The organism is Pseudomonas kermanshahensis (assembly GCF_014269205.2).
GTDB classification, from domain to species: Bacteria; Pseudomonadota; Gammaproteobacteria; order Pseudomonadales; family Pseudomonadaceae; genus Aquipseudomonas; species Aquipseudomonas kermanshahensis.
Genome location: NZ_JABWRY020000001.1, coordinates 2,604,045 through 2,617,122, shown reverse-complemented (window position 1 = coordinate 2,617,122; position 13,078 = coordinate 2,604,045). Strand labels below are relative to the sequence as shown.

At 53.6% G+C, this 13,078-nt stretch carries 16 protein-coding genes; 5 read left to right on the top strand and 11 right to left on the bottom strand.

The window, feature by feature from the left end:
• Positions 1-51 precede the first annotated feature (51 nt).
• The 3 genes from HU764_RS12060 to HU764_RS12050 all read right to left on the bottom strand — a co-directional run bounded on the left by HU764_RS12060 (position 52) and on the right by HU764_RS12050 (position 2,088).
• Positions 52-636, bottom strand: a complete 585-nt coding sequence (locus tag HU764_RS12060) for a UbiA prenyltransferase family protein (RefSeq protein WP_225935639.1) — start codon at positions 634-636, stop codon at positions 52-54.
• Positions 637-718: 82 nt separating this feature from the next.
• Positions 719-1,678 carry an MvdC/MvdD family ATP grasp protein gene (locus HU764_RS12055; protein WP_186702823.1) on the bottom strand — a complete coding sequence of 320 codons (960 nt, stop codon included), beginning with the start codon at positions 1,676-1,678 and terminating at the stop codon, positions 719-721.
• A 14-nt stretch (positions 1,679-1,692) separates the two neighbouring features.
• Positions 1,693-2,088 carry a hypothetical protein gene (locus HU764_RS12050; RefSeq protein WP_225935638.1) on the bottom strand — a complete coding sequence of 132 codons (396 nt, stop codon included), beginning with the start codon at positions 2,086-2,088 and terminating at the stop codon, positions 1,693-1,695.
• A 300-nt stretch (positions 2,089-2,388) separates the two neighbouring features.
• On the opposite strand from HU764_RS12050, the gene HU764_RS12045 reads away from it, so the two are divergent.
• Positions 2,389-3,084 (top strand): DUF4145 domain-containing protein, encoded by a 696-nt coding sequence (locus tag HU764_RS12045; protein ID WP_186702822.1) that lies wholly within the window; start codon positions 2,389-2,391, stop codon positions 3,082-3,084.
• 49 nt (positions 3,085-3,133) lie between these two features.
• Here the strand turns inward: HU764_RS12045 and HU764_RS12040 are convergent, their stop codons facing one another.
• Positions 3,134-4,969, bottom strand: a complete 1,836-nt coding sequence (locus tag HU764_RS12040) for a DUF4209 domain-containing protein (RefSeq protein WP_225935637.1) — start codon at positions 4,967-4,969, stop codon at positions 3,134-3,136.
• 194 nt (positions 4,970-5,163) lie between these two features.
• On the opposite strand from HU764_RS12040, the gene HU764_RS12035 reads away from it, so the two are divergent.
• The 3 genes from HU764_RS12035 (at position 5,164) to dapA (ending at position 7,417) form a co-directional block, all read left to right on the top strand.
• On the top strand, positions 5,164-6,093 hold the full coding sequence (locus tag HU764_RS12035) for a hypothetical protein (RefSeq protein WP_186702821.1): 930 nt from the start codon (positions 5,164-5,166) through the stop codon (positions 6,091-6,093).
• The gene (locus HU764_RS12030; protein ID WP_186702929.1) at positions 6,090-6,425 is read left to right on the top strand and encodes a hypothetical protein; all 336 of its coding nucleotides are present in this window, start codon (positions 6,090-6,092) and stop codon (positions 6,423-6,425) included. Before HU764_RS12035 ends, HU764_RS12030 begins: the two co-directional genes overlap by 4 nt.
• A 116-nt stretch (positions 6,426-6,541) precedes the next feature.
• The gene (gene dapA, locus HU764_RS12025) at positions 6,542-7,417 is read left to right on the top strand and encodes a 4-hydroxy-tetrahydrodipicolinate synthase (protein WP_186702820.1); all 876 of its coding nucleotides are present in this window, start codon (positions 6,542-6,544) and stop codon (positions 7,415-7,417) included.
• 506 nt (positions 7,418-7,923) lie between these two features.
• Here the strand turns inward: dapA and HU764_RS12020 are convergent.
• The 5 genes from HU764_RS12020 to HU764_RS12000 form a co-directional block, all read right to left on the bottom strand.
• Positions 7,924-8,496 (bottom strand): hypothetical protein, encoded by a 573-nt coding sequence (locus HU764_RS12020; RefSeq protein WP_186702819.1) that lies wholly within the window; start codon positions 8,494-8,496, stop codon positions 7,924-7,926.
• Positions 8,497-8,869: 373 nt separating this feature from the next.
• The gene (locus HU764_RS12015; protein WP_186702818.1) at positions 8,870-9,424 is read right to left on the bottom strand and encodes a hypothetical protein; all 555 of its coding nucleotides are present in this window, start codon (positions 9,422-9,424) and stop codon (positions 8,870-8,872) included.
• Between the two features lie 562 nt (positions 9,425-9,986).
• Positions 9,987-10,343, bottom strand: a complete 357-nt coding sequence (locus tag HU764_RS12010) for a hypothetical protein (protein ID WP_186702817.1) — start codon at positions 10,341-10,343, stop codon at positions 9,987-9,989.
• Positions 10,344-10,415: 72 nt separating this feature from the next.
• Positions 10,416-10,826 (bottom strand): DUF6957 family protein, encoded by a 411-nt coding sequence (locus tag HU764_RS12005; RefSeq protein WP_186702816.1) that lies wholly within the window; start codon positions 10,824-10,826, stop codon positions 10,416-10,418.
• Positions 10,823-11,275, bottom strand: coding sequence for a hypothetical protein (locus tag HU764_RS12000; RefSeq protein ID WP_186702815.1), 453 nt, complete (start codon positions 11,273-11,275; stop codon positions 10,823-10,825). The genes HU764_RS12005 and HU764_RS12000 overlap by 4 nt, the downstream gene beginning before the upstream one ends.
• Positions 11,276-11,634: 359 nt before the next feature.
• On the opposite strand from HU764_RS12000, the gene HU764_RS11995 reads away from it, so the two are divergent.
• Complete coding sequence (locus HU764_RS11995) at positions 11,635-12,114, top strand: helix-turn-helix domain-containing protein (protein ID WP_186702814.1); 480 nt, start codon at positions 11,635-11,637, stop codon at positions 12,112-12,114.
• A gap of 181 nt (positions 12,115-12,295) precedes the next feature.
• On the opposite strand, the gene HU764_RS11990 is transcribed toward HU764_RS11995, so the two are convergent.
• Together HU764_RS11990 and HU764_RS27645 are read right to left on the bottom strand one after the other, a co-directional pair.
• Positions 12,296-12,556 (bottom strand): hypothetical protein, encoded by a 261-nt coding sequence (locus HU764_RS11990; RefSeq protein ID WP_186702813.1) that lies wholly within the window; start codon positions 12,554-12,556, stop codon positions 12,296-12,298.
• The gene (locus HU764_RS27645) at positions 12,549-12,995 is read right to left on the bottom strand and encodes a hypothetical protein (RefSeq protein ID WP_225935636.1); all 447 of its coding nucleotides are present in this window, start codon (positions 12,993-12,995) and stop codon (positions 12,549-12,551) included. The genes HU764_RS11990 and HU764_RS27645 overlap by 8 nt, the downstream gene beginning before the upstream one ends.
• Positions 12,996-13,078: the final 83 nt, after the last annotated feature.

Below are 13,078 nucleotides of genomic sequence, written 5' to 3'. Positions count from 1 at the left end.
GGATCAAAACTCCTGGGATGCAGGTTAGCGACATCGAACAGGGTCATGCAGTCACGAATAGCACATGATCAAAAGAGTCGGGGCTGGAGTGCCCATCAGCCTGGTACTTTCCTCAACCACCCAAGCGCCAACTGGCCATACTACTTGGAGCACCAAGAGAATCGTGAAAGTCAGGAAGGCACGAAGCAGATACTCATGGGTCATCTTGATACCGGTCACCTTCTCGTTGACCAGCGTGTAGTTGTGTAGAACAGCGCGGGCGAGCTGTTTGGCTAGGCCTGCTTTAGGCGAACTCTCTTTCCAGGTATTGGCTAGCTCACCTGGGCCAAGCTGAGCGAACCCGGCGACTTTGAGCGTTCTGAAGGCCCAAGCCCCTGCGCGCAGGAGGAAGGCAACGGCCAGTCCGAATAAGAGGAGGCTGATGCAACCTAGCCATTTGCTCGACTTGTCGCTCCAAAGAGTTGGCAGCAGTGAGACAAGTACGGGAATCAGCGCCGTGATGGCGGCCAGGTAAATACCTGCTTTCGCATCAGCTCCCTTCCGACGGTCAACTTCTGCATCAAAAAGACGCCGCGACTCTTCCAGCACCACGTCGCTGTCCGTCGACCAATCACCCTCTCGAACAGATGCAGCCATCCCCTGCTTCCATTCCGTATCCTCGGCCTGCTCAGCAGACGACAATGGGATGAGGGTCGGCCAGAGCCAATGGAGCCAGTCTTTAGGCTGAAGCAATTGCGCTCACCGTTAACTCATCTACGATCGCCGCGGCAATAGGGTAACCCGTTAGATTTTCAATCCAAGCCCACTGCCCGTTCGGATTGATCTCTAAGAACCACAGTTTGCCTGAACGATCGCAAACCAAATCGATTGCGCCGTAACGAAGGCCTAGGCGCTGAACGAGCTTCACGCACTGACGTTCAACCCTCCGTTCAAGAACAATCTTTTCATGGCGAAGATCAGGACGACTACCTTTGCGCCAGTCAGTTTCCGTTTCCTCGCTATCTTGCGACCAAATCGCAGTAGCAAAAACCCGCTCACCCACGACAGTCACTCGCACATCGTATTGCTTCAAGATCTCTGATTGCACAATGAATGGGGTAAGCCTGATCGCTTCCGCTTGGTCATCCTCAATCTCAGCGAGTCGTGAGGTGAAGATGACGCGCTCCGTCTCGCCTTCAAGCACCGCTTGACGGAGAGGCTTGCCAATGGCCTGGCCGAGGGCAGAGAGGGCCTTAGCACATGAGATGTCGTTCGTGATGAATGCTTGTGGTACGTTGAAGCCGATCTCCTGCGCGAGAAGGAGCTGCATCGGCTTGTCTTCAGCCATGAAAATTTTGGTAGGTGAGTTCAGCCACCGGCCGTCCAAGCGGGAATAAAGGCTTTTGAGGAAGCTGCTCCACTCCGATTCGATGTAAGCCCGCTCCCCCGGATCCGTTACCGTGTCCGGTACAACTGGAGCTCCCGGCCTACGGAAATAGGCCCCAGTTATCTGCGAACCACGAACAACCACCCCTTCCAGTGAGATAGACCAGGCGTCCCGGGGAAATCCTGCCATCGAGCACAACGCTTCGGGCAATTGCTCGGTATTGAGTCGGACAAAAGGCTGGCCGCGCCGGCGGAGCTCAGCAACCACGTAGTCCATCGTGATATCGCGACGATTTGTCACCAACAACAGCATGAGGCGCTTCCAGATCAGTCCGAGTAATAACGGGTGTCCAATCCGAAGGTAGGATCACCATTGTCATCACGCTCCAGCTCAACGTTGGTCTTCGTGATCAGCTCAAGGATGTGGTTGGCATTGCACCGATCGTCGCGCTCAGTGTTCGCATCGGTTTTGGTCACGAGTTGCAGCAGATGGTTGCTCGAGTCGAACCTATGCAACTGGCCTGAATCATCCGATTGACCTCGATAAGGACTGGGATCGTCGTCATCGCTTTCGACCTTCTGATAGGTTTTGGTCAACAATTCTATCTGCCAGGACGCCTCGTCATCTTGCTCTGCGTTGACCTTGGTCTTGGTCATCAGCTCATTCAGCGCGCCGTCAGCGATGACTGGAACTACTCCATCAGAAGCCTCAACGGCCCACATCTGGAGCTCCGGAGAATAAAAGCCCGGGATACTGTCCTCTCCGGTTCTAGGCGTCGCAAACCTGGATAGAAAGGGCGACGATTTTTGAAGGGCTCCCAAGCTGGCGTCTCCTGTGCCGGCGAGTCGCGAAAGGCGACAATCCCTGGACAATACCATTTCGCCAGCATGACGGTAAACGATGGCGGGTAGCATGGAGAACAAAGCGCAAAGCTCAGTAAGGTGGTCTCGATACGCTCACAATCCTAGCCCTCCGGCGGAAGGCAAGATATGTTTTGCACACTCCCCTAGGAAATGGGCACGATGAAGACATCGACCAAATACACCCTGCACGCCAGTGAAGGCCATGAACTCGAACTACCTTGCGGCAAATGTTGTTCAAAGACGTTTCATCGCGTGGTGTGCTCAGCTTGTGTCGAGTCCTCTCGTGAAGACCAGCACAATTTCCATGAGTGGTGGGTCGACAATCAGATCGTCCAATGCCAAGGCTGCAAAACGTTTTCGTTTCGCATGGCCTCTGGCGACTCAGAAGACCGTGATTACGACGAAGATGGCCAACTGCAGCTTTTCGTGACGGAAAACCTGTACCCACCGCGGATGGAGGGAGTTGGCAACATAGGGTTTGACCTCTGGTGGCTGCCACCGCCTCTCAAAGCCATCTATGAGGAATCACTTAAGGCACTCACCGGCGGCCTGCCCGTACTAGCCGCAATCGGGATGCGCGCCCTCCTGGAAGGCGTCTGCAAGGAGAAGCAGGCGAAGGGAGATAACCTCTACTATCAAATTGAAGACTTAGCGTCCCGAGGGGTTCTAAACCCTCAGAACGCGAAAATCTTGCACAAGGTAAGAGCACTGGGAAACGAGGCTGCACACGAGCTGACGGCACAAAAGGCTTCGCAGCTAGCCTTGGCCATGAACATTCTTGAGCATCTCCTCAAAGATGTTTACATCAACCCAAGGCTTTACGAGCAGGAGTTCCCCGCCACTCCTACACCGTGACCACTGCCTCAACGCTCCACCAGATTTAAGCCTGGCGAAACGATCAGGGCTACGTCCTCGGTACCGTCTCCCAGAATGGCCCCGAGACATACTTGAGCATGAACCACCAGGCGTAAACGGTCGACTCTGCATAGATTTGGTCGTCATCAAGCAGCCCATGAGCAAAGGTGTTTCTGAGGTTTGGGCCATATGGGCTGCAGAACACCGCTCGGATTTCGAAAGCTACGTCATCACCCAGCAGCTCTGATACGCCTTCGACATCCATGAGGGTGCTCAATCCATTTTCGGTAACGATACCGTCAGCGCTGGACGTCGAGGTATTGAGACCTGCCTCCTTCATTCGATGTCGAATCAGTGCCTCCATCTGAGGAATGAGGAAATGTGCGGCCATGCCAAAATCCCCTACGAACCCCCAGTACAACCCCTTCCCCACCATGTGCACTCGATTTGGAGGCACGAGTGACGATGCTTTGGCCAGCTCAACCATGTCGACCTCCTTGACACAGTGTGCTTCCGAGATGATCGCAAGCGCCGGCAAAACCCCACCCCTTACCGTAAGTCTGATGGTGTGCAAGTGTTCGCTGACCATCTTGGCCTGGACTGTGTACTCGTCTTCTTCAGTCAGTTCGGTACCGAAGGACAGTGGCGGTCGCTTCGCAATCACTCTGCCAGTCTCATCAAAGAAAACTGCCTCTGTCAGAGAGCTGACTATCCCTGTACGCAGTGACTTCAGCGCTCCCTGACGGGATTCAGCGGGCGAGCAAAACGGGTACATATTGGCGAGATGATAGAGGGCAGTACCAAAGGACTGACCTTCGATTAAGCGCTTGGTACGCTTTACCAGTTTCGTGATGTCTGTCTGAGTTGAGATCAGACTCATCTGCTCAACCACCCGTGCACCTGCCTCAGCAATTCTCTTACGCAGTGCAGGCAGAACCGTGTCGACAGCTAGTTCGGCGCGATATGCCCCCGGAACTGCTCGGTAGGTCTGAAGAGCATTTTCCAAGGCATTTTGCGCCACAATCGGGTGCGTCTGCTCACCTCTCACCTCGGCCTCTGATACCCATGTCTCAGCAATGGCCACTGTCATTTTTGCAGCCTGTAGGTGACGCTTAAACAAGGCAAAACCCTTACACGCAGTGTCGAAACACTGTCGGGCCCTAAAGATATCCTGCTTGCTCACGAAGCAGCGACCGAGCTCAGCCACCTTTTCTGGTAACGCGGAGACTTCGGGATGTTCAAGCTGATAGTCCATGACCGTCTCGACCAACCCAACGGCAAATGGAAGTTCCTGGTGAATCGCCTGCTCGATTGCATCCATGATTGCCTGGGTAAGGTTCGAGAGCCGCCCCTCATCTCCTCGGCCAATCATCTTGGTCAGGGACAACGCTCTCTGGAAGCACTCTCTACCTTCTTGGTACCAAATCTCATCATTCAGTGGCACCGTCGCATAGCCATCGATGGCGGCTCGGGCGTGGCGAATGTGCTTGAAGCCAGGAGTGATCCAGAGGAGATCGGAGACCCTCGCCTTCAATAGGCCGTTCGGGAGGCCGTCAACCAAGTCGTTAAAGAACACATACTCTTCGTCGACCATGCTTGCCGGTGACATTGAATGCCGGTCGCCGATGAGTAGGTAGGGCCTGAAGGGCTCATTTTTGTTGGTAGTGTCCAGCATCATCATGCATAGATCCGCCAACAGCCACCATACCCTCGCTGCCTCAAACTCCTGGGCCTCCGAGGCGGCCTTTGCCAGTCCTGTCATCGCTCCGGAGAGGGCCGAGTAAGTTGGTTCAGTTCCGGATGTGGCTTGCTCGAAATCGGCCTGACAAAAAGCGTCGACGCGCAGCGGAATAGCTTCAGGATAACGGGGTTTATGCTCTGACATTACGTTCTTACACGGGACAATCGGAGGGCAATGTCTACGACGGGGCTTGCACAAAAGCAAGGAATTTTCAGGAAAGAGCATTGTGAGACGACGGCCAATCGCTACAGAATGAGGGAAGCGTCCAAAACCACGTCCTAGAGGCCTCGACATTAAACTGCCTGCGCCTTAGTGGGATCATTGATTGAGGGATCAAGGTGTTTTCGTACTCATTCGCAATAAAGCTGACAGATCGCAGTATCCTCGCTTCTTCTTCCCCTGCCGTGTTCGAGCTCGATAGCAAGGGCATCAAAATCGAGCAAAAGGAGGATGACGTCTTTCTGATTTCATCGGAGGGATATGCAACGGAGCAAGAAGCACTCGAGCAGCTCGTCACCTTGCTCATGAAGGTGAAGGTCACTTTGCTCAAGCTTAAGATTCCACACGAAGACTGGCTGTCATTCAGTACCGGTCAGCGGCTTGCAACGAGCGTTGTCGGCAGCTTTTTTGAGAAAGCCAACATTGTTCCTCTCAGCTTCCAACCCCAAGCCTACGAGTCGTCACGTCATCAGCATTGGCCGGGAGCAAAAGCCGTAGCTGAGGCCTTTGTGCTGGCAACGCTTACGGACATCACCCTTCCTGACTCCTCCTTCAATTACGATACCGTGCGAATCCTAGAAGCGCTGAGCGTGCTGGGACTAGCCCTGGCGTCACCCCACGCCAAATCGAAGCTGATTTTGTCGATGACGGCGATAGAAGTCCTCAGTGATCGAGGTGAAGTCGACCAGGAAATTAAAGATGCGCTCGACGCACTGAAAGGCCAGATTAATCTGATTAAGGCCACAGACGCGACGAAAGACGTGCTCGCGAAGGTGTTAGAGAGCGCTAAAAGAGAGACTATCTCTAAAGCTGGTAAGCGAGTTGTAAAGGAGTACCTTGGTGGTCGCCAAGCCAAAGAGTTCTATCGACTCTATGATGTTCGATCGGAGCTCGTTCACGGCAACCCATCACGGCTGACCTTTGACATTGATGGCCACTCAGAGGTTGAAAAGGATGCTGAAATTGGGTTCAACCTAGCTCTACAGCTAGCTTTGAAGTTCCAAGATGAAGCACCCAGTGATGTAAATCAGGAAGCGGCCGAGCAGTGATTGATACCGCTGGCGTGCCGCCCACCCAGAGAAACTCAGCCGCAAATGCATTTTTTGAGTCCAAGCACGCGAGCGCGCAGGCCGACACCGCCGAAACCGAGCCACAGCGTGGCACGGCTCACGACAGCCGTCCGCGCTGCAAACCCAGATTCGACGAGAAATGCCTGTTGACTAAACACAGCCGCCTTACGCACTATCGGGTAGCACCTCTTCGCAACGGATCACCCATGATTCTCATCACCGACCACATGCTGACTGCCAAGGGCCTCTCTGCCCAGGCATGCGCATGCGTGTCCGTTGCCAAGAAATCCAAGAAACAGTCGCTCATTTGACCGGGGCGCTGTCCCGTCAGATGAGCTGACAGGACAGATAGCGCTAGGTCTTCTCCCCGCTTGATTCCCATTTCCTCCTCTGACGTCGACTAATCGGTCTGCCTGAGGAGTAATGCATGTCTAATTTTCGCGGTATCTGGGTTGCACTGGTCACACCATTCCGTTCGGGACAGGTCGATTTCCACGCCCTGCACGGCTTAGCCAAGAAGCTCCTCGCTGACGGAGTGAGAGGCCTCGTGGTTTGCGGTACCACGGGCGAGGCCGCTGCCATGAGCAAGGATGAGCAACTTGAGGTACTGGATGCAGTTCTGCAGATCGCCCTGCCAGGCCAAGTGATCATGGGCCTGTCGGGCAATAACCTGTCGGAAGTCCTGACATTCCAGCAACAGATCCAGAGCCGTGACATCGCCGGCGTCCTGGTTCCAGCTCCCTACTACATCCGACCTTCGCAGCAAGGCATCAAGGCTTTCTTCCAAACGGTTGCCGACGCCTCCTCTGTCCCAGTGGTGCTCTACGACATCCCCTATCGAACAGGTGTGAGGATTGAGCGAGAGACGCTGAGAAGGATCGTGCATCACCCTAGAATCGCTGCTGTGGAGGACTGCAGTGGTGATATCGAAACCACCATGGCCCTGATCGCCGACGGAAACGCAGAAATACTGACTGGCGAAGATATCCAGATCTTCAACAACCTTGCCTTGGGCGGCGCCGGCGCAATCTCGGCTTCAGCACACATTAGTCCCAAGCTATACGTTCAGATGATGCAGGAGATGGATAGCGGCGACCTCATCTCTGCCAGAGCCACGCTCTATCGACTCCTGCCCTGGATAAGAATTGCATTCATCGAACCCAACCCCGCTGTCATCAAGGCAGCTCTGAGCGTCCAGGGCATAATCACCAACGAACTTCGCGAGCCCATGCAACCTTGCTCATCAATGACAATTGAACGTCTCGGGTCTGTGCTTTCAGATTTGGTCTGCCAGAGCGCATAGGCCGCCTTGTGGCCCGCAGGGTGTGGTGCTTCAACCTAAAATCACCGCACCCAAGGCCCTCGGATCGCTGCTTTGGTGAGTAGCGTCGCAATACGGGCAACGACTGCAGATACGTTGCCATCGACCAGCTCCGGTTAGGCCAGAAAAATCCGAAAATTTCTCTCTTCTGAAAAGCATTCAAACCAGATCAAACCCAGGTAAATAGGGGTATTCACCGCGTCCTAAAATGCGCAAAAAAATCCGCAGCTTTTCTGGGATGGAGGTGAATGAGACGCGCGACACGAACCCGAATGACAATGCCCGAACCTTGCTCCTTCGCGGGGACATCTCTACTCGCGTTGTGTGAAGTCTGACCACAACAGGGTGCGAAGCACCCCCATCGTGATTCGGGTAAAGCGTACTGGCCCACCTATCAGGCACATGATTAGCCGGTGCTCCGCAATCCTCGCAGGTTCTCAACGACAGCTGAGAAGCAACACTCACCGCACCGTTACAGGCTTGTATGGCTAGTTATACTGCTTTGCTGCCAAAAACGCGGCGACCCATAATTGATTGGCCAGCCATTCCGCCTCTGCAGGGCTAAGCAGCCATTTCACATAAGAAAATTTCAGTCGGACTGAAGCCTCGTGTGGCCTGATCAACAGATCGTAAGTGGCCTGCGCTTCATCACTGAACTCAAAATCTGGACTTGGATCTGGATTCTGCAGCGCTCCTCTCGCAACAAAATGAGCACCATGCCCCTCGTGAGTAATGGGGTCGGCGGCGTCTTGCGAAAGACGAAGACTAGGGATGATCAACTCGGCCCAAAGAGAAACTGAATCGTGGAGCTTCTTGGCCTCCTTGCTACAATCACCTGTTAACGAGACGCTTAGATGGACGAGCGCATGCACCAAACTTGATGCGACCAGATGGGCCTGGTGCGGCGTGTACGATACTCGCAAGCCATTAAACCAAGTATCTATGAGACCTGACTCCATCAGTCTCAAAGTAACTGGAAAGGTTTCACTTGTGCCTGAAACATAGAAGCTCGAAGGGGCTTTAAAAGAATTGCTAGGCTGAAGCAGCTTACGGGAGGCCATGATAGCACCTAAATTATGCTTTTATACTTATAAACGGTTCACTTCACAAAACCTTGAGCACAATTTGATTTTTTACCTCAAAATTTTCCAAGCAAAACCTTCAATGACAAAATAATCGCTCATGAAGCTGTTTCCAAACAGCAGGGAACGGATACAGCTTGGCTATGAGTTCTCCGATGGTGATTGCTGAACAAAACGGAAAGCAGCCCACAACCTATCGCGTGCCATGAGCAAGCGGAGCGCGCAGGCCGCCCCGGCCGAAGGCGTGCAGGATGGAAGCCCGGAGGGCCGAGACCTGCAACAGCAGGGCTCGGTTTACGACAGCCTGTCCGCGGAGCGGCACGCCCAAGCTACCAATCTCAGGTAAGACCGCTTACTTGTGGAGCTTACTGAAACGCTCAATCACGACACCTGGAGCAACGCTCGGCCAAGATTCTAGATTTCCGGACTTGCGCCAGAAGTTTATGATGCACCAGGCAAAGAACAACGCTGGCACTGCACCGCCGAGCATTGAATAGCTGTGCAAAATGGGTAAAGCTCCTGTCCGCGGATGGTCTGCGAGCACTGGAAGAAGCGCAAGAAGAAAAACAGCTACATACGCGACAGCGAACCAGATCGCCCCATAGACCATCATATACACTGGAGTAGCCAGACGAAGCTTGGTGAGACTGCGAATTCGTCCGCCCTCCTCTTTGAACGCATAGACCACGACAGTATTTTTTAATTTGTTCCTGGATTTTTTGTACACACAATACAAATCGTAGTATTTGCCCGCCTCGATCTCTTCGTAGAGCTTAATCGGAATGTCGGTGTTCGGAATTAAAACACCATCGATCTTCATGATTACCCGAACGCTTCCTTCCTTATGCTCAAAAACTCGAATGTCCTCGAGCCTTCCCGAAACCTTGATGTAATCAGCGATTGCCACGATATAACTCCTGTCAAGAAAACACCCAGAACCTGGCTATAGGCGAAGGGAGACCGCAAGCAGCTCCGACCTGAAGCCACTTTTTTGAAATTTGGATTTAGTGAGTAACTCCGCGAAGCGGCACTCTCAAAAACGATGTGCCAGCCTACACCACTGTTTTCGAACCACTTCCATCATGTACTGAACACAAGGTACGAACCCACCTAGCAGGCACTTGCTTACCCGGCCCTCCACAATCCTCACAGGTTCGCAACGAAAGCTGAGCAGCAACACTCACCGCAGCATGGCAGTAGTCATCGCCCCCGTCGTAGAAGAAATGGAGCTCGCCGAATTTGGACTTGATCTGCGCAACCGTCACCGGCACCACGCCTGGATGCCGATCCGAGTGCTCCTGCAGGGTGTCGCACAGCGCCAAGAGAATCCCTCTCCATCCTCGACTGCAGTAGATATCGTCCACACCAAGATCAGAGAACAACCGTGGATACCGGGCCCTGAATTCATCGATCGAAATCTCTGGTAGCGCAGCTGACAACACCATAATTCTCACCTAGCTAGAAGACTCTCAAGCCACAGCCATCTGCAGGAAATCCCGCAGTGAATTCCGACCGCCCTCTCGACGAAACGCAGCCATCACATAGCGGCTACCCTCCACAGTGGTCAGCACCCAAAACCGCCCTTCCTTCCCCAGCCGATCGACCTTTGCCGTCTGAACAACACGACCATCAGCATAACGGCCTGCAGGGTCGTCACCTTCAAACCCAAACACCACTCCGCCACCTGCCCGAGAGATGATGAAAGCATCTGTTAGGTAGGCGGTAACAGGCGCAGCGAACCCTTGCTCCATCGCCCGGGCGATTCGCAGCAGATCGAAGTCAGAGTGCCGCTTACTGTGAAATTGGAGCTTGATGGATGTGGCCATTGAGTGTCCTTACAACCTGGATTCTTAGCACGTCGCTGCGTGAGGAGCGCTCCATACGCAGTGCTGCGATGCTTAAAAGAAAGAGAAGATGGTTTTGAGGCTAGCCTTCTGACGACGGCCAGGGCCAAGCAACACGTAGACAGTGTTCCTTGTCGCGGCGAAAACCCCATCCACGAATGAGGCACACATCGTCGACCGAACCCAGCCACCAGCAGGAAAACGCCCCTCACTGTCGTCAACAACGCAGTGAGCAAATACGATCAGAGGCACCAGGCCCACGGCCTTCACCTTGGCCAACTCATCCTCGGTTAGGTCAGGCTCGAACAGCGTCCAGTCTTCGACGATGCAGTACGACCTGCGTGGGAAGCGCTCGACAACCAGAGCACGAGCAGCTTCAACAGACAACTCAAGGCCGGCGGCAGGGACATGGTTATCTGATAGGAGCTCGCTGTCGACAGAGCTTTCGAGCTTACCTTCGCTCATTGCAAGCTCCTTTTCGCACTCAGGGCGTCGTACAAAACCCGCATCTTGGTGAGCGACGCTACATCCAAATTCGTACGGTACGAATCATGGTAAACAGAACCACCGTCAACCGTAACGACGCAGACACTGTCACCATCCTGGTCATCTCCGATCGCCAGGCTCTTCACCTTCTCCATCCGCCATGCACCGCTACCATTCATGTTCGCTGGGGTGACAACCTGGATCTCTTTGACGAAAACCTTCTCGTCCTGGGACTGGAGGACTTGCTGCAATTTCAGCTCGTCATTGACCATGAGCTCAAACTCATGACCCTTGCCCTGCCCGACCATCACTACCGAGAGATGGAACCAGTGCTTTCGGAGCATTCGTGTCACGGCGTGCCAATGAGCAAGCCCCTCCCCAAACATCCCTGGGAGGCCTGCCATATCATTGTCGTCTGTTCTGAACATCGATCATCTCGGTGAAGCCATCGCTTGAGCGACGCATTGAAAATTTCGGGTTATTGCCCAACCGCGGCTCTGCGCGGCGGCTCCGACTATTCCGTATCAGAGGTGAACGTGCACGGACGCAATGGCGATGCAGTGAGCCATGACCCGGAGAACCTTAACCCTGGGCGATCCGATGCATACAGGGCCGCATGAGCCTGACTTAAAGGTTTTCCATAAATTGGTAGCTGGGCACTGGGCTCAAGATCAGACGTCCAGATCCGCCTCGCTCGGCCAATCAAGCGACCCATGCAGAATAGGGAATATATTCCATGGATTGAATTTAATCAATGTGGCTCTATCCTCAGCTTTGGGGAGCCGTCATGCCACTGAGAGAGTCATTAGCCGCAGTCCTCCGGCTCGTGAGGGCTTCGCGCGGCCTCAGCAAGGATGACTTCCAAGGTCTGATCGATCCCAAGCACGTTTACAACCTCGAAACCGCCAAGAGCGGCGTAACCCTCGATACGCTGGAAGCAATCGCTTCAGTGCTTCAGGTCGATGCCCTCACCCTCCTCACCGTCGCAGCGAGCCTTGAGCGTGGCCAATCGCACAAGGATTTGCTCGCGCACCTCAAAGACGATGGTCAGCAACTGGCTGAACTTGGTGTGCTAGCGAAATGGCATGGGGAGTTTGAAGACGGATCGCTGGTCGCGACCAAGCCTGGACGAAGGACGCCTCCGGAGACGGTGGAGGCTATCTTGGCTTGTCAGGCCCAAATGATGAGTCAGAAAGAAACGGCCGAGGCTACAGGTGTTTCAGCCGCCACTGTAAGCCGTATTTGGAATCGTACAACTTGTGAGTAAGGTATTTGGGTCGCTGGTTTCTGATTAGTGCCTGCCTAAAGCGTACTGCCCGAAAAACTATTTCTTACGCGCAGATAGCAAGCTGGAAGCCTAACGGGGCCGCTGTCGCGGGGCACCCCGCGGTTAGGTTTGTGCCAGTGGTATGCGCAGAGGCCCTCGCAGGCACACTTAACTAATGAATCTACCGCGCGTCACGCCTATTCCGCCTTTGAGGCTGCCGGTCTTTATCGTGCTTCTTTCGCTCTGACTCTAAAGCGCGGCCGGGATCAATCAACTTAAGGATATCCGTGACGCTAAAGTCATATCGCTGAGCCAATTTATCCAGTTCGCCAAGAAATTGGGCAGCCCTAACAACTTCCGGATCGCGAAGAAGTGGTGTAATCGCCTCATAATCCTTTGCAATACGTTTGCTCAATGCAAAGAATTCCTCAACATTATTCACTCACTTTCTCCCGTACCCTATCCTCGCGACTTGCAATATCTGACGAAGTCGCTTGTTGATGTTGCGCATCTGAGCTACTAGCCCCCCACTCTCTATCCACATCCCGCTCAGAATCTGCATGAATGGTGTTGCTTTGGTGCGAAGGCGATGTCACACCTATTCGTTGAACCATCTCCAGTAATTCAGTGTTCGTCTTGGCCCTCAAGCCTTCAGTATCATCTACCAAGACCCTGGCAGCCCGTTCCCCCCTAGATTCGAGGAGGTCGTAGACTTGACTGAAGCTGTACCCATAATCCTTAGCCAACGCCTCAAGCTTCAAATAGAATTCTACATCAAGCTTGTAATCCAAGCTTTCCTGCTGTTTTTTAAGCGTGCGCAGGGTCTGCTCAAGCTCAAACTCCTTGAGTCGATACTCTACAAGCGTGTGCGTCCTAACCATTAGCCACTCCAGCTACTCGAGAGATTCGGGAGGAGATTCTCTCAGTATAGAGATGTTCACGATCGATAAAAACCCTTTCCTAA

Excerpts from the sequence above, each read along its gene's own strand:
- HU764_RS12050 (WP_225935638.1), bottom strand. The coding sequence starts at position 2,088 with ATGTGGGCCGTTGAGGCTTCTGATGGAGTAGTTCCAGTCATCGCTGAC.
- HU764_RS12005 (WP_186702816.1), bottom strand. The coding sequence starts at position 10,826 with ATGAGCGAAGGTAAGCTCGAAAGCTCTGTCGACAGCGAGCTCCTATCA.
- HU764_RS12000 (WP_186702815.1), bottom strand. The coding sequence starts at position 11,275 with ATGTTCAGAACAGACGACAATGATATGGCAGGCCTCCCAGGGATGTTT.
- HU764_RS12040 (WP_225935637.1), bottom strand. The coding sequence starts at position 4,969 with ATGTCAGAGCATAAACCCCGTTATCCTGAAGCTATTCCGCTGCGCGTC.
- HU764_RS12045 (WP_186702822.1), top strand. The coding sequence starts at position 2,389 with ATGAAGACATCGACCAAATACACCCTGCACGCCAGTGAAGGCCATGAA.
- HU764_RS12060 (WP_225935639.1), bottom strand. The coding sequence starts at position 636 with ATGGCTGCATCTGTTCGAGAGGGTGATTGGTCGACGGACAGCGACGTG.
- HU764_RS12010 (WP_186702817.1), bottom strand. The coding sequence starts at position 10,343 with ATGGCCACATCCATCAAGCTCCAATTTCACAGTAAGCGGCACTCTGAC.
- HU764_RS11995 (WP_186702814.1), top strand. The coding sequence starts at position 11,635 with ATGCCACTGAGAGAGTCATTAGCCGCAGTCCTCCGGCTCGTGAGGGCT.
- HU764_RS27645 (WP_225935636.1), bottom strand. The coding sequence starts at position 12,995 with ATGGTTAGGACGCACACGCTTGTAGAGTATCGACTCAAGGAGTTTGAG.
- dapA (WP_186702820.1), top strand. The coding sequence starts at position 6,542 with ATGTCTAATTTTCGCGGTATCTGGGTTGCACTGGTCACACCATTCCGT.
- HU764_RS12055 (WP_186702823.1), bottom strand. The coding sequence starts at position 1,678 with ATGCTGTTGTTGGTGACAAATCGTCGCGATATCACGATGGACTACGTG.
- HU764_RS12020 (WP_186702819.1), bottom strand. The coding sequence starts at position 8,496 with ATGGCCTCCCGTAAGCTGCTTCAGCCTAGCAATTCTTTTAAAGCCCCT.